Here is a 20,773-nt window from a genome sequence, read left to right as displayed (position 1 = left end):
ACCATGCATTTCACCATTCAACGCGAAGCCCTGTTGAAACCCCTGCAACTGGTCGCCGGCGTTGTCGAACGCCGCCAGACCTTGCCGGTTCTGTCTAACGTGTTGTTGGTTGTCGAAGGCCAGCAGTTGTCCCTGACCGGTACCGACCTGGAAGTCGAGCTGGTTGGTCGCGTGCAGTTGGAAGAGCCGGCAGAGCCGGGTGAAATTACTGTGCCTGCGCGCAAGCTGATGGACATCTGCAAGAGCTTGCCCAATGACGCACTGATCGATATTAAGGTCGACGAGCAGAAGCTGGTCGTCAAGGCGGGTCGCAGCCGTTTCACGCTGTCCACTTTGCCGGCGAATGATTTCCCGACAGTCGAGGAAGGTCCAGGCTCGCTGACGTTCAACCTGGTGCAGAGCAAACTCCGCCGCCTGATTGAGCGCACCAGTTTTGCAATGGCTCAACAGGACGTCCGTTACTACCTCAACGGGATGCTGATCGAGGTTCAGTCTGGCGTCTTGCGCGCTGTTGCCACTGACGGGCACCGTTTGGCGATGTGTTCCATGGCCGCAGAAATCGAGCAGGCTGATCGTCATCAAGTGATCGTCCCGCGCAAGGGTATCCTTGAGCTGGCGCGTCTACTTACCGAGCAGGATGGTCTGGTCAGCATCGTGTTGGGTCAGCATCACATCCGTGCGACGACGGGTGAATTCACGTTCACGTCCAAACTGGTTGACGGCAAATTTCCTGACTATGAGCGCGTTCTGCCCAAAGGCGGCGACAAGTTGGTGGTCGGTGATCGCCAGGCGCTGCGTGAAGCGTTCAGCCGTACGGCGATTCTTTCCAACGAGAAGTACCGTGGTATCCGCCTGCAACTCGCCAGCGGTCAACTCAAGATTCAAGCGAACAACCCTGAGCAGGAAGAAGCAGAGGAAGAGATCAGCGTCGATTACAACGGCGGCTCGCTGGAAATCGGTTTTAACGTGAGTTATCTGCTCGACGTTCTCGGTGTCATGACCACCGAACAAGTGCGCCTCATTCTGTCCGACTCCAATAGCAGTGCACTGGTGCAAGAATCCGGCAACGATGATTCTGCATACGTCGTCATGCCGATGCGCCTGTAACCAGCTGCCACTCGATGTCTCTCAGTCGCGTCTCGGTCACCGGGGTGCGCAATCTGCACCCGGTGACCTTCTCCCCTTCTCCCCGAATCAACATTCTTTATGGTGCCAATGGCAGTGGGAAAACCAGTGTCCTGGAAGCCATACATCTGCTCGGGCTTGCCCGCTCGTTTCGCAGCGCTCGATTGCAGCCAGTCATTCAGTACGAACAACCTGCCTGTACGGTATTCGGTCAGGTTTCACTCGCTGAAGGGGGCCACAGTAATTTGGGCATTTCCCGTGACCGTCAGGGCGAGTTTCAGATTCGTATCGATGGTCAAAACGCCAAAAGCGCTGCCCAGTTAGCGGAGACGCTTCCACTCCAGTTGATCAACCCAGACAGTTTCCGTCTTCTTGAAGGGGCTCCGAAGATCCGTCGGCAGTTCCTCGACTGGGGAGTGTTCCACGTGGAACCTCGTTTCATGGCCACTTGGCAGCGTTTACAGAAGGCGTTGAGGCAGCGGAACTCGTGGCTTCGGCATGGTACACTTGACGGCGCTTCGCAGGCTGCTTGGGACCGTGAGCTGTGTTTAGCCAGCGACGAAATCGATGAGTTTCGGCGGGCCTATATCAAAGCTCTGAAACCCGTCTTCGAGCAAACTTTGAGCGAGTTGGTGCAGCTTGAAGGTTTGACCCTGAGTTACTACCGCGGTTGGGATAAAGAAAAAGACTTGAGCACAGTGCTCGCCTCTTCCCTACACCGCGATCAGCAAATGGGCCACACCCAGGCAGGTCCGCAACGCGCGGATTTGCGGCTCAGGCTAGGTGGCCATAACGCAGCCGATATTCTCTCGCGCGGCCAGCAAAAGCTGGTGGTGTGCGCGTTGCGTATCGCGCAGGGACATCTCGTAAGCCAGGCCCGACGTGGCCAATGTATTTACCTCGTCGACGATCTGCCTTCAGAGCTCGACGAGCATCACCGCAGCGCGTTGTGTCGCTTGCTGGAAGAATTACGCTGCCAGGTTTTTATCACCTGTGTAGATCATGAATTGTTGAGGGAAGGCTGGCAGACGGAAACGCCAGTTGCTTTGTTCCACGTGGAACACGGCAGTATCACCCAGACCCACGACCATCGGGAGTGAATGCATGAGCGAAAATCAAACGTACGACTCGTCCAGCATCAAGGTGCTAAAAGGACTCGATGCCGTGCGCAAGCGTCCCGGTATGTACATCGGCGATACGGACGATGGTAGCGGCCTTCACCACATGGTGTTTGAAGTCGTGGATAACTCTATTGACGAAGCGCTGGCTGGCCATTGCGACGACATTAGCATCATCATCCACCCGGATGAGTCCATTACGGTACGCGACAACGGTCGCGGCATTCCGGTCGATGTGCATAAAGAAGAAGGCGTGTCGGCTGCCGAGGTCATCATGACTGTGCTGCACGCAGGCGGTAAGTTTGATGACAACTCTTACAAGGTATCCGGCGGTCTGCACGGCGTCGGGGTATCGGTCGTTAACGCACTGTCCGAAGTGCTGAATCTCACCGTTCGCCGCAGCGGAAAGATCTGGGAGCAGACCTACGTCCATGGCGTGCCTCAAGAGCCGATGAAAATCGTTGGCGATAGCGATTCGACGGGTACCGAGATCCACTTCAAACCGTCGGCCGAGACTTTCAAGAATATTCACTTCAGCTGGGACATCCTGGCCAAGCGGATTCGTGAACTCTCGTTCCTGAACTCCGGCGTTGGTATCGTTTTGAAGGATGAGCGCAGTGGCAAGGAAGAGCTGTTCAAGTACGAAGGTGGTCTGCGTGCCTTTGTTGAATATCTCAATACCAACAAAACGCCAGTCAACCAAGTGTTCCACTTCAACATCCAGCGTGATGATGGTGTGGGCGTCGAGATCGCGTTGCAGTGGAACGACAGCTTCAACGAAAACCTGCTTTGCTTTACCAACAATATTCCCCAGCGTGATGGCGGCACTCACCTCGTGGGCTTCCGTTCCGCACTGACGCGTAACCTGAACAATTACATTGAGCAGGAAGGCCTCGCGAAGAAGCACAAGGTTGCGACCACTGGCGACGACGCACGTGAAGGTCTGACCGCGATCATTTCGGTCAAAGTGCCTGATCCAAAATTCAGTTCGCAAACCAAGGACAAGCTGGTTTCGTCTGAGGTTAAAACTGCTGTGGAACAGGAGATGGGTAAATACTTCTCCGACTTCCTGCTGGAAAACCCGAATGAAGCCAAGGCTGTTGTCGGCAAGATGATCGACGCTGCGCGTGCTCGTGAAGCTGCGCGTAAAGCGCGTGAGATGACCCGCCGCAAAGGCGCGCTGGACATCGCTGGCTTGCCAGGCAAACTCGCTGATTGCCAAGAGAAAGACCCTGCCCTCTCCGAGCTGTACCTCGTGGAAGGTGACTCTGCTGGCGGCTCGGCCAAGCAGGGGCGTAATCGTAAGACTCAGGCAATTTTGCCACTCAAAGGCAAGATTCTGAACGTTGAAAAAGCCCGCTTCGACAAGATGATTTCCTCGCAGGAAGTTGGCACTTTGATCACGGCGTTGGGCTGTGGCATTGGTCGCGAAGAGTACAACATCGACAAGCTGCGTTATCACAACATCATCATCATGACCGATGCCGACGTTGACGGTTCGCACATCCGTACGCTGTTGCTCACTTTCTTCTTCCGCCAACTGCCGGAACTGGTCGAGCGTGGTTATATCTACATCGCTCAGCCGCCGCTCTACAAAGTGAAGAAAGGCAAGCAAGAGCAATACATCAAAGACGACGAGGCCATGGAAGAGTACATGACTCAGTCGGCTCTTGAAGATGCGAGCCTGCACCTGAGTGAATCGGCCCCTGGCATTTCCGGTCCTGCGCTGGAAAAACTGGTCAACGATTTCCGTATGGTGATGAAGACGCTCAAGCGTCTGTCACGTCTCTATCCGCAGGAACTGACCGAGCATTTCGTCTACCTGCCACCCGTGTCGATGGATCAGCTTTCTGACCATGCAGCCATGCAGGATTGGCTGGCGAAGTTTGATGAGCGCCTGCGTGTCGGTGAAAAGTCTGGCTTGGTCTACAAGGCGAGCTTGCGTGAAGACCGCGAGCGTAATGTCTGGCTGCCAGAAGTCGAGCTGATCTCCCACGGTCTTTCCAACTACGTCACGTTCAACCGCGACTTCTTCGGCAGTAACGATTACAAGACCGTTACAGCCTTGGGCGCGCAGATCAGCACGCTGCTTGAGGAAGGTGCTTACGTACAACGTGGCGAGCGTAAGAAGCCTGTCACCGAGTTCAAGGAAGCCTTGGCTTGGTTGATGGCGGAAAGCACAAAGCGTCACACCATTCAGCGATACAAAGGTCTGGGTGAGATGAACCCGGATCAGCTGTGGGAAACTACGATGGACCCGACCGTCCGCCGTATGCTGAAAGTCACCATCGAAGATGCAATCGCAGCCGACCAGATTTTCAACACGTTGATGGGCGACGCTGTAGAGCCTCGCCGTGACTTCATTGAAGCTAACGCGCTGGCTGTGTCGAATCTCGATTTCTAACGCTGTCATTGCTGTATCGCTGGGTGATTTAAGCCCGGCAAAAAAAACCGGCCATGTGCCGGTTTTTTTTGAACACTTCGATTGTGTGTTCCACGTGGAACATTGCGTAGGCGTTTCAGATCTGGACAGTACTTGATCCAAATATCGAACAGGATATAAAGCTCACGAACGGAGACACCTGACTTAGAGGGCCCGCTCAGAGATGACTGTATCGATGAAATTACACTCTCTGTTGGACGTGTCTCAAAATTGTTACGGGCTCGTAGACCGTCCGTCGATAGACTCACACAAGTCATATTCCTCAAGCATACTCAGACCGTCGAGCGATGCCGTCGAAGACATATCCTATTGTCCCGACGCACCCAATGGTCGCCGACGCAGTTCCCCGGATGCGACTGAAGTCGTGACGGATCAGCAGTCATCGGTTGTCCCGTGCGTCCCCGCTTTACGCATGGTTGATGTGAGAAATCCCATTTTGGTTTGCCACTTCCGAGTCACCTCGGTGCGGTAGCTATACCCAAAATTTTAATCCTGCCTGTTGTACCCGCTGCCATCGGACAAACCGATTGAGCAGTACGCCATCTGCCCTGCGACACGCCTCGGCAATGACTGGCTAAAAATCCCAGATCAAGATCGGCCCTACTGGAATGTCCGGACGGGCTCCAGCTTCGCTTTGCTCTATTTCCATGTCCGTTTTTTGGCCCTGTCGCGTGAAAGGATGTGTGAATGATCAACCGCAAAAATCTCATGACGTTGCTCGTTTTTGTCCCCTTCCCGATGGTCGCCATGGCGGGCAAACCTCAAAGCGTGGAACTGGGCGGATTTGATTTCACGCCAACGCTGAAAGTCAGCGAGTTTTACGACGACAACTTTCGAACCCTGCCGGACCACGAAGAAGCGTCGTGGATCACCTCCGTGCGCCCGACGTTTGTGCTGGAAACCCAGACCCGCACAAGCGGCTATCAACTGGAGTACGCCGTCGATAGCCGCACCTATCAGGACCACTCAGCCGCTGACCACGTTGATCAGGCGCTGACGGCCAGAAGCGTCATGGAACTGGATGCGCGTAACAGGCTGAATTGGGAGTTGGGCTACAAACGGGCTGAAGACACGGTGCAAACCGCTGAGCCGCGTGAGAACGACAAGTACACATTGAAGAATGGCAAGGTGGGCTACATCTACGGCGCGCGAACGGCGATGAACCAGCTTGAGGTGTCAGCGGAGTACCAAGAGCTGCGCTATCGCAACAGCGGCACGCTCAACGACGACAAGGAACACGACACTAAAACGTACATCGGCACCTGGTATCACCGCCTTGGCGGCCAGACCCGAACGCTGGTGGAGTTACGCCACAGCGACTTCGATTACGTCCTCTCTGACAGCCCGCGCAACAGCACCGGCGACGCGGCCCTCGTCGGTGTGACACGTGACATCACCGCCAAGCTCAGTGGCAGCGTGCGCGTGGGCTACGAGCGCAAGAACTTCGACAACAACGACGTGAACGACTACAGCAGCCCGACATGGGAGGCCAACGTCGAGTACAAGCCGCGCACGTATTCCACGTTTTCCATCAAGGCGAGCAAAGCCTTCGAGGAAGGGGACGATGGCGCAAACACCGTTCACGACACCAGCACGCGTTTGGGTTGGCGACACACCTGGACGCCTTGGGTCGCCACTGACGTGCACTACCGTTACGCCGACCTCGAATACCTGGGCGTGGGAGGCCGTGACGACAAGCTGAATGACTACGGCGCATCGGTTATCTACTCACCCACTCGATGGGCCGAGGTCTCGCTCGGGTATCAGCGGTGGAAGAACGACTCTGATCTCAGCGATCAGACCTACACCCGCAACGTGTACATGCTGACGGTCGCCCTGAGTCTATAGGGGCGCCCGGTCGCAAGCGTTTCATTCTGGAAAGGAGGTGCCCTCATGTCTGTACGTCAAATCATGATCGCCGCGATGTTGCTGGTCTGTAGCGCATCGACGTGGGCGGCGGCGCAGTACCAACTGAGCTCCGGCGATACGATCGCCATCAACGTATTCGGGGAAAACGACCTCACCTTCAAGGAGATCGTCCTTAACGATGCCGGCGCGTTCAGCTACCCGTTTCTCGGAGAAGTCGTTGCGAAGGGGATGACCCCAACGGCCGTCGAGCAATTGATCACCACCAGGCTCAAGGACGGCTATCTGGTGAATCCGCGAGTGTCGGTCAGCGTGCTCAAGTACCGGCCGTTTTTCATTGGCGGCGAGGTCAAGTTGCCAGGCGGCTATCCATTCCAGCCAGGGCTGACGCTCGACCGGGCAATTGCACTGGCAGGCGGCTTGACCGAGCGGGCCTCTGACAAACGCATCACGTTGGTCCGTGGCTCCGACTTAAAACGCAACGAGATCAAGGCAACGCTGAGCACCCTGGTTGAACCGGGTGACACCATTAACATCGATCAGGGGTTCTTTTGATCATGGGCCAGATCAGCATTAGCAGAAGAAACGAGATTCCACGGTATCCCGCCGGCATGCCCGATGAAGACAAGGATTTCATCGATTCGCGCAAGATCGGTCAGACGCTGTGGTCGAGCAAATGGAGCATTCTGACCCTCACCCTCCTCGCGGTAATACTGGCCGCAGCGTTGATGCAGACAGTCACGCCGATGTTTCGCGCGGTGGCATCGCTGGTGATCGAACCCAAGGGCACGTCGGTGATCACCTTTCAGCCCCCTGCCGATCCCAACAACCCCACCAGCGATTACCTCCAAACGCAGCTGAGCTTGATCCAGAGTCGCGGCGTGGCAGAACGCGCGGTGCGCCAACTCAATCTGACACAGCACCCCGAGTTCGACCCGCGCCAACGGCCTTACCTGATGACGCGCTTCAAGGCGATGGTCTCCTCAGTCTGGCCGGAAATGTTTCCTGCGACGTGGAGCAAAGGGGAAGTGCTGACGCCGACACAGGTGTTCGATGCCGCCGTAGCGGAATTGATGGAACACACATCGGTGGGCTCGGTGGGCAAGAGTCAGTTGGTGACGATTGGGGTCACGCTGGAGGACAAGCAGACGGCAGCCGCAGCGGCCAACGCATTGGCTCGGGGCTATCTGGACAGTCGGCTGGACGCGCAAGTGAATGACTCACTCAATGCCAGTCGCTGGATGGATTCGCGCGTCATCGAATTACGCACGCAATTGCAGGAGGCCGAGAACAAGCTCCAGGCCTACAGGGATGCCGAAGGATTGGTGGACGTGGGCGGTGTGACGACGCTGACCGCCAATGAGTTATCCCGTACCAGCGATCGCATGATCGATGCACGCCGTGAACGCGCCGAAGCCCAAAGTCAGTACCAACAAGTTCAGTCGATCAATGGCAAGGGTGCGGGGCAGCTTTCCACACTGCCCGCAGTGATCAACAACCCGGTGGTGCAGCAGTTCCAGGCCGATGTGGCGAAGGCGCAAGCGAAGGTCGATGAGCTGTCGAAACGCTACGGAGATCTGCACCCCAGCATGGTCGCCGCGCGCTCCGATTTGGCGGCCGCCAAGGCGAGCATGGCGACGCAGGTGAATCAGGTCGTTGCCGGTTTGCAGAACAACTACCAACTGGCACAAGCCAACGAGAGCGCCCTGAGAACGTCGGTGAACACCAGTCGTGCACAGATTCAGGACATCGCACGCAAAGAGTTCAAGCTGCGCGAATTGCAGCGGGACGTGGACAGCAATCGCTCGCTGTACGAAACCTTCGTCAATCGCCTGCGGGAAACCACGGCGACATCCGACCTGGGTTCGACCAATGCGCGCATCGTCGACGACGCCATCCCGCCGTTGATCCCGAACATGCCGCGCAAGTCACTGATTCTGTCGATTGCCGCGATTCTTGGCTTTGGTTTGGCGTGCGGGTTATCGCTGGTGCGTGATGCGATGAAGAACACCGTCAAATCCAGCGACGACGTGGAGAAGAAACTTCGCCTCCCGGTGCTGGGTGTGGTGCCGCTGCTGCAAAAGAAAAATCGTGCACGGATCGCCCGGCAGTTCGAACACAACGACGATTCGGCATTCAGCGAAGCCATTCGAACGGCGCGAACGGGGGTCATGCTCAGCGACATCGAGGTGCGTCGCAACGTGGTGGTGATCACCTCCTCCGTGCCCGGTGAAGGGAAAAGCGCGATCGCGGTGAACCTCGCTTGCGCACTGGGACGCCTTGAGCGCGTGCTGTTGATCGAAGCGGATCTTCGTCGGCCAACGCTGGCGAAAAACCTCGGCCTGAGCAATGGCCATATCGGCCTGGCCAATCTGGTCAACGGCAGCGCTCGAAGCGGCGAATGCATTCAGCAAGTTGGCGACATGGATGTCCTGCCAGCCGGTGCCGTGCCGTCCAACCCGCTGGAGCTGCTCGCCTCTCCCCGCTTCAACAGTTTTCTGGAGTGGGCCAAGCAGCGTTACGACCGCATCATCATCGACTCCCCCGCCAGTCATTCGGTGAGCGACGCGGCGTTGCTGTGCGCGTTGGCGGATGCGGTGTTGTACGTCGTGAAGTCCGACAGCTCGGCCACGCCCGTGGTGCAGCGTGGGGTCGGGCAATTGCTGCGCAATCGGGCGCCGGTGATTGGCGTGATTCTTAACCAGGTCTCAGCAGTCAATCTGCGCTACGACCATCAAGGCTATTACGGCTATCTGCCGGGTGAGGCCTATTAGGCAACGGTGTAATGGGATAACGGCGACTGTCGCTACAGAAAATCATTAGCTCAGCCTGGGCGACGAATTACAGGCCACGCGACGAACGCTTGGGAGTACCACCATGCTTGCTCGACGCTTACATCCTTCGGTCAACCGGAGAGGCTTGACGTTCTGGGGTCAGTGGATCAGTGCCACGGCCCTGTCCAATCTGACCATCTGCTACCTGGTCTACGATCACTTCGGTCACATCCCCATTCCCTACCGCGTCCTTCTTTTGCTGGGGATGCTGGCGTCGGTGCCGATTTATTCGGCCCTGCACGTCTATCACAAGCGCTACGGCTACGGTCTTGGACTGCTGCGGTTGCTGGCTGCCTGGCTGGTGCTGATGGTATCGCTGTCAGCCGTGGTGCTGGTCTGCCTCGACTATGCCAATCTGGATCAGCCGCTGTTGGCGAAACTCGTCGGCTTTGGCTTCCTGGCGCAAGCGTGCAGCTACTTGCCATTGCGCTACCTGACCAATCTCCACGCTCGCTGGTTGCGTTTCGAACGCACGGCGCTGATCGTCGGCACCTGTCCCCTCGCCTACAGCCTGGCTCAGCAATTGCGTGAACGAGTGCCTGTGCTCGGCATGGTCGCGACCGGAGATGACGTTCCTCACGCCCCTGACGACGATGATCTTCCGGTGCTGGGCTCGTTGGAAAACCTCAATGATCTGGTGAGCCGAAGCAATATTCGTCGTGTGTACATCGCGATGCCGTTGAGCAAGGCGGCACAAATAGAAGCGATCTACCTGGCCCTGCTGGACCTCAGCGTCGACGTGGTGTGGATTCCTGATTTCAGCAGCATGATGCTGCTCAATCAGTCCATCTCGCAGATCGAGCGTTTCCCTGCGATCTACCTCAACGAAACCCCAATCAGTTCGCATCCGGCGGCAGCCTTGGGCAAGGAATTGTTCGACCGTTGTATTGCGTTGATGGCGTTGATCGTCCTGCTGCCAGTGATGCTGAGCGTGGCCGTTGCGGTGAAACTGTCGTCTCCCGGTCCGGTGTTTTTTCGTCAGCCGAGGCATGGATGTAACGGCCTGATCATCATGGTCTGGAAGTTTCGCTCCATGCGCTTACACGACGACACATCAGTGAAACAAGCGACGCAAAACGACTCCCGTGTCACCCGCGTAGGCGCATTCATTCGCCGCACCTCCATCGATGAGCTGCCCCAACTGATCAATGTGCTGCGCGGGGAAATGGCGCTGGTCGGCCCGCGCCCTCACGCCGTCGCCCACAATCACTATTACGGCGACAAGATCCTCGCTTATATGGCGCGGCATCGGATCAAGCCGGGCATCACCGGCCTGGCGCAGATCAGTGGCTTGCGTGGCGAAACCGAGACCATTGAAAAGATGCAACTGCGGATCGAAAAAGACCTCGCCTACATCAATCACTGGTCGCTCTGGCTCGACATCAAGATTCTGCTGATCACCCCGTTCACCCTGTTCTCACGCAACATTTATTAAGCGCCTGCTGGCGAAGGAGAACGGCATGGCTGATCCCGAATTCACCGCCTCGGGTTTGCCCGGTACTGGGTGGCGCGGCGCGGTTCGGCAGGTATGGCAGGCGCGGTTGGTGCGCAACATCGCCACCACTATTTCCGGGAGCGCGGGGGCGCAGGCGATCAACCTGGCATTGATCCCGGTGATCATGCGGATCTATGGGCCGGAAGCCTTCGGCGTGGTCGGCACCTTCCAAAGCCTGACCATTATCCTCATCCCGTGGTGCGCCCTCACCTACCCGATGTCGATTGTGCTGCCGCAATCAGAGCGGGATGCCCGGGGTTTGATTCGCTTGTCGCTGTGGGTGGCGGCGCTGATCTGTGGCATCACGGCCCTCCTCTTATACGGCTGGGGTGAACAGGCCTCCCATGCTTTGGGCATCGATCTGCTGATCCCCTACCTGATGTGGCTGCCTGTGGTCATGTTCAGTTCGGCCGTGCTGGAAATCACCCAGCAGTGGCTCTACCGAAATCAGCGCTTCAACCTCACCGCCCGCGCCGCTACGTTTCACGCCTTGATCTACAACGCGACGCGCACGGGCGCCGGTCTGATCATGGCGACGGCGCCAGTTCTGGTGATCACCAGCTCGCTCTATTACGTGATCCACAGCGCGTTGCTGCTGATCGGCATTCGCCTGCGACGGGAGCCGAGCTTATTCAAGGCCTCGCCGGAAGCGATGATCGAACCTCGTAAGACGCTGCGTCAGCTGGCGTCCGAATACCGGGACTTCCCACTCTTCCGTGCGCCTCAAGTCTTGATCAATGCCCTGTCGGTGCACATGCCGACCCTGGTGCTGGCGTCCGCTTTCGGCGCTGTCCCGGCTGGCTTTTTCGCGCTGTGCCTGCAAGTGCTGGCCATGCCGAGCAACTTCATCGGCAAGGCTGTTGGCAGCGTGTATTACCCGCGCATCACCCAAGCGATTCATGCCCGAGAAGCTGTGACCGGTCTGTTGCTGCGTGGCGTGATGGGCATGTCGCTCGCAGGGCTGGTGCCGTTCGCTGCGCTGGTCATCGCCGGGCCGTGGCTGTTCGATCTGGCATTCGGAGGGCAATGGCACACTGCTGGAGAGTACGCACGATGGCTGGCGATTTCTGAATTTGCCGGATTCATTGGTGGCCCCTGCCTGGTGGCCATCCCCGCGCTTTCGCTGCAAAAAACTTTTCTAGTGTTCGAAATCGTCAGCACCAGTCTGCGTATTTCGGCGGTGATGGCGGGAGCGTTTTTCTTCAAGGATGCACTGGCTGTGGTCATGGCCTTCGCCGCCGCGAACGTGCTGATCAACCTGTCGATGATTGTGATCGTGCTGATCGAAGGGCGGCGTTGGCATCGCCGTCTTCAGGCGGCACACCCCTGACCTAAAAAAACGGTTTTTTCCGAATCGGGCGGCAGCTACGCCTGCCGTTCGCTCATCCCTCTTGAGGCTCTGCACCCATGAATACTGAAAAGGTTTGCGCGATCATCCTCAACTGGAACGGCGCCGAGCAGACGCTCAATTGCATCCGCTCGATTGAGGCCTGTGGTTCGATTCCGGTGATCGTCATCGATAACGACTCCCATGCTTCCGATTACAAAAAGTTGCTGAGTGACATGGTGCAGCGGGATGTCACCGACACGCTCATCACCACGCAAGAAGAGATCGCTCACGAATCCCGCCGGTATGACCGCTGCTTGATCAGGAACAACGGCAACCACGGTTACGCCGGAGGCAATAATGTCGGCATCGCTTACGCGGCCCGCGCCGGGTACGACTATTTCTGGATTCTGAACAACGACATCACCGTCGAACCCGGTGCGCTGGAACGGCTGCTCGACACGATGCACAGCGATCCTTATTGCGGATTCAGCGCGTCCGTTCTGGTCTACGCCGACAACCCGGACATGGTTCAGTGCGTGGGCGGCGGCACCGTTTACCCGTGGTTGGGCAAGACCAGGTTGATCGGTAAAAAAGCCGATCGCTCGCAACTCCCGCAGCTCAATTTGCCCACGCCCGATTATTTGATGGGAGCGTCGATGTTGGTTTCCCGCAGAGTGGTTGAAGAAGTGGGCCTCATGGACGAGCGCTACTTCATGTACTCCGAAGAAGTGGACTGGCAACGGCGTGCAGCGGCCCGAGGTATTTCTTGCCAAGTCGCGCTGGGCAGTTTCGCCCGGCATGGCGACAGCGGCAGCACCAAAGGTAAAAGCCACCTGTACCATTTTTACCGGAACCGTGCCGCCATCATGTACAACCGCAAATTCCACTCCACTGCATGTTGCGTCGTTTCCTCGCTGGCGCTGGCGTCGATCACCGTGCTGCAAAACAGCCGTAGTCTGAAAAACATTCGCTATGGCCTGAAAGGCATCAGCGAGGGGTTCGCGTTTTCCTGGCGCTGAAGGGCTAACCCCCTGCCTTGCCTGGCTTCTCCCATGAAGGTATTTCGTCGTGACCAGAGCGCTTTTTTCATACCGGACGTTGCTGTTCATCCTGCTGTTTCTGAATTCGGCATGCCTGTTCCTGACCGACAACAAAAAAGCCGGACTGCCCTACGTGCGCGAGCTGTTCATCGTTGCAGTCGTGGTGTCCGCGCTCGGCTTGCTGTTGGTCTGGAAGCGGGCGCATCAGTCGAGAGCGGCGCTGTGGATCGTGTGCTTCGGCCTGCTGTTGCCATTGCTGTCAGCGTTCTTGGCCAACGCAAAATTCGGACAGCCCCTTCTCTACGGCATGCTCGAAGAACGTCGCAGCTTTCTGTACCTGCTGTTCTTCCCGGCCCTGTTTCTGATGATCAGGGCGAAACCAACTCAGGACGAACTGGAGCGGTTTTTCCTGATCTCCGGGTTGGCCTGCGTGCTCGTCGGCTACCTGTATTACTTCGGCGTGGTGCCGGAAAACAACGACGTCACGTTCAACGTCGACGACAAGGATTACGGCCTCAACCCGCTCCGACCCAATCGCTTCAGCATTGGCGCGGCCTACGTCAGCGTGTGTGCCTACATGCTGATGTACCGCATCCGACGCGCCTACTCGCTGGGATCGGTCTTGCTGCTGTTGCTGTTCGCGTCCTATCTCTGGCTGGTGCTGCAAACACGCAACACCATGTTGATGTGGGTATTGGGAGGCATCTGGATCTTTCGCACACGTTGGGGCGTGCTGCTGAAAACCGGCGCAGCGGTGATCGGGATTGTATTGGTCGCATACTTCATCGCGCCCGATTTTTTCGAGGACCAATACCAGCAATTCAACGCGCTCATTGGCGAAGCCACCACCGAAGGCGGCGTGCGAGTGACCACCTCAGACATCGTTCTACGAGAAGTGCCCGCGAATTATTACGTCGGCATGGGGGCGTTGTCGTTGCAGTGGCAGAGCGGTTTTGCGCGGCTGTACAACGCCTACTTTTACCTGTCGGACGTGGGGCTGTTGGGGGTGTTGTACCGCTTCGGCTTTCTCACCCCGCTGATCGCCGGGTTCTACTACTTCGGTTACTGGCGAATCATGCGCAAGTGCCGACGCAAGGGGGATCTGCTCAGTGGCTTGCAGCTGGATTTCACCCTTAACGCGTTCAATTTTTTCCTGTCGACTTCGATCATGTACGGCGGCGACCTGACGGGGCTGGCCCTCGCGGCATTTGTGTACTTTGCGCGCGCCTCGGCGGTGCGCGAGTCAAGCGTGGGTCGGCCCTTGCCGGAATCGGTATTTCAGTCACCCATTCAACCGCACCGCTAAGTCAGCGGCGGGCAGCGCCTGGGCCGTATTGTGTGCATGTGGGCGTGTCCAGGTATTTGGCCAGCACCTGCCATTGCGGCCTGTCCTGGCCATCGATCGGTTCCAGGTTCATCGGCTCGGGGCCCCAGCTCTCGCCCGACGTCCAGTACGCCAGCGGCACGCAATACGGCTGCAAGTATTTGAGCAGTCGTTCCGAGGCTACCGCCCAGCGAGGGTCGTTATCCGGAAAACCCATTTCACCTATTTGCCCACGACGGCCGTTTTTCTGTAGCCATTGAATGAAGGGCTTGGCTCGGTTCACGCCAATATCAGGATCAATGGGACGGTTTTTCGGGTCCGTGTAGGTCCCGCCGCCGTTGCTGTCTAGATAGAGATGGGCTGAAAACACCAGGTTGTTGGCCGGGTCTTTCAGCTTCAGCAAGGCGTCGTTGTTCTGCGGCCAGCGGGCAGCGCTTGCCCAGTCACGACCCTCGACAATGATCAGCCGCTTGCGGTCCACCTTGCGAATTCCGTCGATCCCGGCCTGCGCGGCCTGCGGCCAGATGGCGTCGGAGTCATCGTGGGGTTCGTTCATCAAGTCGTATGCATACAGCGCTGGCGCGTCGTGCCAGCGTTCGGCAATGCGCTGCATCAACTGACGGTAATGGTCGACGGTCACGTCGCGACTGCCGATCACCTGCTGTCGATACCGAGCATAGTTATGCACATCGATGATCACGCCGATGCCTTGCTGGTTCGCCTGCATGAGCATCTTGTCTATCAACCCGGCATACGTGGCGTCCAGCCCATCGCCCAACACCGGCTGTAATCGCTCCCACTTCACTGGAAAGCGCACGGTGCGTATGCCCTTGGCTTTCCAGCGGGCGAAATAGCCTTCGCTGGGGAAGAAGTAGTCCGTTCCGTTTTCGCCCGGAAACTTGCCTTCCGACGACTCGGCGCCCGAGACGTTGATCAGCACCATGGGCAAGGTGGCCGCCTGGGCGGGGATGTATAGCCCCTGAAAGACCGTCAGCGTCAGGCCGGCCAACACCGATCTGCGCAACCACCTCATAGCGCGACTCATCCTCACCGTTTTTTCACCGCGGAAATCTCCCGGACGGAATTCGTGTTGTTCAGGCAACGCGCGGCTTTGCCGTGCCTGTTTGTTTCGTCGCTCCCGATGTTTGCCGCTGGTACCCGAGAGGGTCGCACACGCCGGATTCGCGCTGCTGTTCAGTGTGGTCCGGCACTGCACGCGATTATTCATTAGCAGGAGCCCGCCCTATGAAAGTGTTTGGAATCGAGTTCTATCGTGGACGACAACGGGAGCTCATCGACGAGCTGATCAACCTCACAGACGCCCCTTTTAAATACCTGGTGACTGCCAACGTCAATCACATCGTATTGCTCGAACATGACGAGCAGCTTCGCGAAGCCTATCGGTATGCGGGCCATCGGTTGTGCGACAGCCGCGTTCTTTATCCGGTGCTTCAGCGCTTGAATGCGGGGATCGCCGAGCCCATTCCCGGCAGCACACTGACCAGGGCCATGATGAACATCGCCCAGCTCAGGCAATGGGACGTCACCGTTCTGGGGTGCGAGCGAGACGTCATCACCACGCTCAAGCGCAGTTATCCTTCCGTGACCTTTCATCACTACAACCCGCCCATGGGTTTCATCGACGACCCGCAAGAGGTCGAGCGTTGCGTTGATTTCATTCAGCGGCAGCATTCGCGTATGACCGTGTTTTCCGTCGGCTCGCCACGCCAGGAGGTTCTCGCCTGCGAGGTGTACAAGCGTGGCGGTGCCACCGGAGTCGGGTTGTGCACGGGGGCGTCGCTGATGTTTCTCTCAGGCAAAGTCAGGCGAGCGCCGATGTGGGTCCAGCGGCTTTCACTGGAGTGGCTGCATCGGCTGTGCACTGAGCCCAAACGGCTGGGTCGACGTTACGCGGTGGATGCCTACCGCATTCTGCCGATCATCGCTCGGCAGTTCCGTAATCGTTCGGGCACTTGATCCCGTCCAGGTGACTCAACCCCATCGGTAGGAGCGAATTTATTCGCGATTGGCGGGTACGGACGACACATCTCTATCGCCCGAACGATTTTTCGCGAATGAATTCGCTCCTACAGTGCCCAATGCTCGTCGTCAAAAACCTCGGTCGATTTACATCGCCCGGGGTTTTTTGCGTTTTACGCCGTGCCTTTTCCCATCGCCGCCCAATACGCTTTCAGGCCGCTGAACGAATGGGTGATGTGCGCAGCCAACGCATGCCGTCGCGCCATCGCCGGTTTCTCGATGAAGTGCCAGGAGAACACCGCCGCCGCCAGCACAATCGGGAACGCCACCAGCATCATGGTCACCGGCCCGATGCCCTTGAACTGATGAGCAAGGATTTCTTGCACCGGAAACGCATAAATGTAGACGCCGTACGAGTAATCGCCCAACCGGTTGTAGCGGTCGATCAGCGGGTGGGTCGCGAAGCCGAGATAGAAGATCAGGTAGGTCCAGGCCAGCACGAAACACTCGCTGAAATATGGCGTCTTGTAAGACCCGACCGCCAGCGCAGCCAGCGGCACAAACCAAATGAAGCGGTGCGGGATGTGCTGCCGATAGCGGTACAGCGACATGCCCAGTACGAACGGCAAACCCCACGTGAAGAAGTATTGCAGGCGGTGCATGTCCGCCAGCAGCGTGGTATTGGCCGACAGCACTTTGAACGCGACATAAGCAATCGCGTACACCAGCAGAAACACGGCGAAGCGACGATTCTGCCCATAGCAGACGAACACCCCTAAACCGCCGACCAGCACGTACAACATCACCTCGTAGAACAGCGTCCACAGCGAGCCATTGATGCCAGGCCATGGGTTATCTTCGAACAGCCCCGGCAATTGAAACTGCATGCTGAACAGCGTCAGGTTGTGGCTCAGGTAACCGTATATTGCGCCCGAGCGGAAATATTCTTGCGTGCCGAGTGTCGTAAAGACCGGGCCGATCAGAAACACGCTAATCAACAGCACCAGCGTCAGCCCGGGGTAGATGCGCAGGAATCGCGCAGAGACAAAATCAATCGTGCCGGGGGCGCGGTCACGGCTCAGCGAAATGAAAAAACCTGACACGCAGAAGAAGGTGATCACGGCCAATTCGCCCAGCGAGAGGCCCAGCCAACCGGACAAAGGCTCAACCGCCGTGCTGCCCTGCGACAGTGGGTAACTGTGCGAAATCAGCACGGCAGTGGCGGCGAGCATCCTGATCAGGTTGAAATTGTTGTTCCGTCTGGACGCCAGATCACCCAATGTATTCATACCGCCTCCGCCCGTTAAACGAGCAACCACGTTTCGATCCATTCACCGCTGTGATGCGTTGCGCAGAGAAACTGGCGCAACACCGAAGGGGCCATAGGCGTATCCCACGTTGAAACCATACGCCGACCGTGTACAGCGTCTAATTGCCATCACTAATCGGCCTGTGAATAACCCGGTTGCCAAAATATTGACCAAACCTGCGGCGCGATAGATTTCTCTGCATCCTGCGCCGGTTTCCAGCCGTTTCCACGGCGTTAATTCTGGAAGTGAACATGCCTGCCGACTCTGCCAATGCGACACCGCTGCACACCACCGAAGGGCTGCGACTGCAAGGTGAGACTGCCGAGCAGTGGCGCGAATGGGGGCCGTACCTGAGCGACCGGCAATGGGGCACGGTTCGCGAGGACTACAGCGCAGACGGTGATGCGTGGGCTTTTTTCCCCCACGATCATGCTCGCAGCCGGGTGTATCGCTGGGGCGAAGATGGCCTGGCAGGTTTTTCCGACAAGGCCCAGCACTGGTGTCTCGGGCTGGCGCTGTGGAACGAGCGTGACCCCATTCTGAAGGAACGCTTGTTCGGCCTGAACAACGCGGAAGGCAACCATGGCGAAGACGTGAAAGAGCTGTATTTCCACGTCGATGGCGTGCCGAGCCACGCCTACATGCGCATGCTCTACAAGTACCCTCACGCTGCTTTCCCTTATAGCGATCTGGTGGAAGAAAACGGGCGTCGAGGGCTGGACGACCCTGAATACGAAGTGCTCGACACCGGCGTGTTCAACGACAACCACTACTTCGACGTCAGCGTCGAATACGCCAAACACACGCCCGATGACATCTTCATGCGGGTTACCGTGGTCAACCGCTCGGATCGGCAGGCGCGTTTGCACGTCCTGCCGCAACTCTGGGCGCGGGACATCTGGAGTTGGGCCGACGAGGTCGACCGCCCTGCCCTGTCGCGTGTGGATAACGTGGTGACCGCTCGGCATCCCAAGGCGTCCGCGAGAGAAGCCACGGCCTGGGGGCATGAAACGGCCGAGTGGGTCTTTTGCGAGAACCGCACCAATGCGCCGAAGCTGTTCGGTCGTCCTGAAGCCGGCCCGTTCAAAGACGGCATTAATGACTGGCTGATTGGCGCAAACCCGGACGCGATTCATCGAGACTTGGGTACCAAGGCCGCCGCTCATTTCGTCCTGACGCTGGAAGGCGGCGCCTCCCAAGCGGTGTACCTCCGGTTTGCGCCCGCCGGTTCAGCCCACGTGAATGCCCGCGCGCTCTTCGACCAACGTCGCAGGGAAGCCGACGAATTCTACGGCGCCTTGCAGCACAAGCTCGAAGACGCCGACGCCCGCAATGTTCAGCGTCAGGCGCTGGCCGGGTTGCTCTGGTCGAAGCAGCTGTATTACTTCGACGTCAAGGCGTGGCTCGCGGGTGACCCCGGACTACCCCCTTTACCTGAAGGGCGTTCGCACATTCGCAATAACCAATGGCGCCACCTGTGCAATTTCGACATCGTCTCGATGCCCGACAAGTGGGAATACCCGTGGTACGCCTCGTGGGACCTGGCATTTCAGGCCGTGGCCTTCGCCTTGATCGACGTCGATTTCGCTAAGGATCAACTGCTGCTGTTGGTCAAAGACCGCTTCATGCACCCCAACGGCCAGTTGCCCGCTTACGAATGGCGTTTCGACGACGCCAACCCGCCCGTTCATGCCTGGGCGTCGTGGCGCGTGTACCAGATGGAGAAGGCGCAAAAAGGCCAAGGCGACGGGGTGTTTCTTGAAAAGGTTTTCCACAAGCTGCTGCTGAATTTTTCCTGGTGGGTCAATCGCAAGGACGCCGAGGGCCACAACATCTTTCAGGGTGGATTCCTCGGGTTGGACAACATCGGTCTGTTCGACCGCTCGGCCGCCCTCGCCCCCGGTTATCAGCTCGATCAGGCGGATGGCACGGCGTGGGTTGCGGGTTACGCGCTGGACTTGATGCGCATCGCGTTGGAGCTCGCGCAGCACAATGAGGTGTACGTCGACATTGCGGTGAAGTTCTTCGAACACTTCCTTTATATCGCTGGCGCGATCAACGAAGTCGATAAGGACGAAGTGGAAGGCCTGTGGAACGATCAGGACGGCTTTTTCTACGACGTGTTGCACCGGCCGGATGGCGTGCGTGAGTCCGTGAAACTGCGTTCCTTTGTGGGCTTGATCCCGCTGTTCGCCGTCCGCGTGTTGGAGCAGCGCGAACATGAAGGCCTGAAAGGCCTGCGTGAACGGTTGCTGGGTTTTCTGCATCACCGGCCTGATCTGGCGGCGTTGGTCTCACGCTGGACCGAACCGGGCAAAGGCAATCGGTTGCTGCTGGCGCTGTTGCGCGGCCAACGCACCAAAGACCTGATCAAACGCATGCTCGATGAAAGCGAATTTCTGTCGCCCCACGGCATCCGCTCGTTGTCTCGGTACTACGGCGAAACCCCATTCAGCATGAAGATCAACGGCAACACACTGTCGGCGGATTATGAACCGGCGGAGTCGAACTCCCGTCTGTTCGGCGGCAACTCCAACTGGCGGGGGCCGGTGTGGATGCCCTTGAACTACATGCTGATCGAATCGTTGCGTGAGTTTCATCGCTATTACGACGAGAACTTTTCGGTCGAATACCCCAGCGGCTCAGGGTATCTGGCCTCGCTCGACGAAGTGGCTGACGGACTCAGCCACCGCATAAACAGACTTTTCCTACGCGACGAAGAAGGCAACCGGCCTTCCATGGCCGGTTATCCACAGCTTGAAATAGACCCGCAGAGTCGGGATCTCGTGTTGTTTCACGAATACTTCCACGGCGAAAACGGCCGTGGCCTTGGGGCATCACACCAGACGGGCTGGAGCGCGCTGGTGGCCCTTCTGCTTCAACCAAAGGCATAAACTCGCCGGCTGAT

General features: G+C 57.9%; 14 protein-coding genes. 12 read left to right on the top strand and 2 right to left on the bottom strand.

The window, feature by feature from the left end; translation table 11 throughout:
- Positions 1 to 3 precede the first annotated feature (3 nt).
- The 10 genes from dnaN (at position 4) to GVN17_RS03875 (ending at position 14,557) form a co-directional block, all read left to right on the top strand.
- A complete protein-coding gene (dnaN, locus tag GVN17_RS03920) occupies positions 4 to 1,107 on the top strand; it encodes a DNA polymerase III subunit beta (protein ID WP_166593932.1) in 1,104 nt (367 codons plus the stop codon).
- A 14-nt stretch (positions 1,108 to 1,121) separates the two neighbouring features.
- Positions 1,122 to 2,225, top strand: a complete 1,104-nt coding sequence (gene recF / locus GVN17_RS03915; RefSeq protein ID WP_166593931.1) for a DNA replication/repair protein RecF — start codon at positions 1,122 to 1,124, stop codon at positions 2,223 to 2,225.
- Positions 2,226 to 2,229: 4 nt separating this feature from the next.
- Complete coding sequence (gyrB, locus tag GVN17_RS03910; protein ID WP_166594270.1) at positions 2,230 to 4,647, top strand: DNA topoisomerase (ATP-hydrolyzing) subunit B; 2,418 nt, start codon at positions 2,230 to 2,232, stop codon at positions 4,645 to 4,647.
- 726 nt (positions 4,648 to 5,373) lie between these two features.
- Entirely contained in the window at positions 5,374 to 6,534 is a 1,161-nt protein-coding gene (locus GVN17_RS03905; RefSeq protein ID WP_218576085.1) for an outer membrane beta-barrel protein, read from the top strand.
- Positions 6,535 to 6,579: 45 nt separating this feature from the next.
- Entirely contained in the window at positions 6,580 to 7,107 is a 528-nt protein-coding gene (locus tag GVN17_RS03900; protein ID WP_166593930.1) for a polysaccharide biosynthesis/export family protein, read from the top strand.
- A 56-nt stretch (positions 7,108 to 7,163) separates the two neighbouring features.
- Entirely contained in the window at positions 7,164 to 9,326 is a 2,163-nt protein-coding gene (locus GVN17_RS03895) for a polysaccharide biosynthesis tyrosine autokinase (protein WP_256665067.1), read from the top strand.
- Between the two features lie 103 nt (positions 9,327 to 9,429).
- Complete coding sequence (locus tag GVN17_RS03890; protein ID WP_166593928.1) at positions 9,430 to 10,821, top strand: undecaprenyl-phosphate glucose phosphotransferase; 1,392 nt, start codon at positions 9,430 to 9,432, stop codon at positions 10,819 to 10,821.
- Positions 10,822 to 10,846: 25 nt separating this feature from the next.
- Positions 10,847 to 12,211 carry a lipopolysaccharide biosynthesis protein gene (locus GVN17_RS03885; protein WP_166593927.1) on the top strand — a complete coding sequence of 455 codons (1,365 nt, stop codon included), beginning with the start codon at positions 10,847 to 10,849 and terminating at the stop codon, positions 12,209 to 12,211.
- 77 nt (positions 12,212 to 12,288) lie between these two features.
- Positions 12,289 to 13,230, top strand: coding sequence for a glycosyltransferase family 2 protein (locus tag GVN17_RS03880; protein ID WP_166593926.1), 942 nt, complete (start codon positions 12,289 to 12,291; stop codon positions 13,228 to 13,230).
- Positions 13,231 to 13,279: 49 nt separating this feature from the next.
- Positions 13,280 to 14,557 (top strand): hypothetical protein, encoded by a 1,278-nt coding sequence (locus GVN17_RS03875; RefSeq protein WP_166593925.1) that lies wholly within the window; start codon positions 13,280 to 13,282, stop codon positions 14,555 to 14,557.
- Between the two features lies 1 nt (position 14,558).
- On the opposite strand, the gene GVN17_RS03870 is transcribed toward GVN17_RS03875, so the two are convergent.
- Entirely contained in the window at positions 14,559 to 15,608 is a 1,050-nt protein-coding gene (locus GVN17_RS03870) for a glycoside hydrolase family 5 protein (protein ID WP_256665066.1), read from the bottom strand.
- A 212-nt stretch (positions 15,609 to 15,820) separates the two neighbouring features.
- Here GVN17_RS03870 and GVN17_RS03865 point away from each other — a divergent pair, with 212 nt between their 5' ends.
- Entirely contained in the window at positions 15,821 to 16,552 is a 732-nt protein-coding gene (locus GVN17_RS03865; protein WP_166593923.1) for a WecB/TagA/CpsF family glycosyltransferase, read from the top strand.
- Between the two features lie 176 nt (positions 16,553 to 16,728).
- On the opposite strand, the gene GVN17_RS03860 is transcribed toward GVN17_RS03865, so the two are convergent.
- The gene (locus tag GVN17_RS03860; protein ID WP_166593922.1) at positions 16,729 to 17,844 is read right to left on the bottom strand and encodes an acyltransferase; all 1,116 of its coding nucleotides are present in this window, start codon (positions 17,842 to 17,844) and stop codon (positions 16,729 to 16,731) included.
- A gap of 272 nt (positions 17,845 to 18,116) precedes the next feature.
- On the opposite strand from GVN17_RS03860, the gene GVN17_RS03855 reads away from it, so the two are divergent.
- Positions 18,117 to 20,759, top strand: coding sequence for a glucosidase (locus GVN17_RS03855; RefSeq protein WP_166593921.1), 2,643 nt, complete (start codon positions 18,117 to 18,119; stop codon positions 20,757 to 20,759).
- Positions 20,760 to 20,773: the final 14 nt, after the last annotated feature.

The organism is Pseudomonas sp. SLFW (genome assembly GCF_009905615.1).
Taxonomy (GTDB): Bacteria; Pseudomonadota; Gammaproteobacteria; order Pseudomonadales; family Pseudomonadaceae; genus Aquipseudomonas; species Aquipseudomonas bambusae.
Note: the sequence above shows the minus strand (reverse complement) of the source record. Positions and strands in the feature narration are given on the sequence as shown.

Coding starts and splice junctions, on each gene's coding strand:
- dnaN (WP_166593932.1), top strand. CDS start 4: ATGCATTTCACCATTCAACGCGAAGCCCTGTTGAAACCCCTGCAACTG.
- recF (WP_166593931.1), top strand. CDS start 1,122: ATGTCTCTCAGTCGCGTCTCGGTCACCGGGGTGCGCAATCTGCACCCG.
- gyrB (WP_166594270.1), top strand. CDS start 2,230: ATGAGCGAAAATCAAACGTACGACTCGTCCAGCATCAAGGTGCTAAAA.
- GVN17_RS03905 (WP_218576085.1), top strand. CDS start 5,374: ATGATCAACCGCAAAAATCTCATGACGTTGCTCGTTTTTGTCCCCTTC.
- GVN17_RS03900 (WP_166593930.1), top strand. CDS start 6,580: ATGTCTGTACGTCAAATCATGATCGCCGCGATGTTGCTGGTCTGTAGC.
- GVN17_RS03895 (WP_256665067.1), top strand. CDS start 7,164: ATGCCCGATGAAGACAAGGATTTCATCGATTCGCGCAAGATCGGTCAG.
- GVN17_RS03890 (WP_166593928.1), top strand. CDS start 9,430: ATGCTTGCTCGACGCTTACATCCTTCGGTCAACCGGAGAGGCTTGACG.
- GVN17_RS03885 (WP_166593927.1), top strand. CDS start 10,847: ATGGCTGATCCCGAATTCACCGCCTCGGGTTTGCCCGGTACTGGGTGG.
- GVN17_RS03880 (WP_166593926.1), top strand. CDS start 12,289: ATGAATACTGAAAAGGTTTGCGCGATCATCCTCAACTGGAACGGCGCC.
- GVN17_RS03870 (WP_256665066.1), bottom strand. CDS start 15,608: ATGAGGTGGTTGCGCAGATCGGTGTTGGCCGGCCTGACGCTGACGGTC.
- GVN17_RS03865 (WP_166593923.1), top strand. CDS start 15,821: ATGAAAGTGTTTGGAATCGAGTTCTATCGTGGACGACAACGGGAGCTC.
- GVN17_RS03860 (WP_166593922.1), bottom strand. CDS start 17,844: ATGAATACATTGGGTGATCTGGCGTCCAGACGGAACAACAATTTCAAC.
- GVN17_RS03855 (WP_166593921.1), top strand. CDS start 18,117: ATGCCTGCCGACTCTGCCAATGCGACACCGCTGCACACCACCGAAGGG.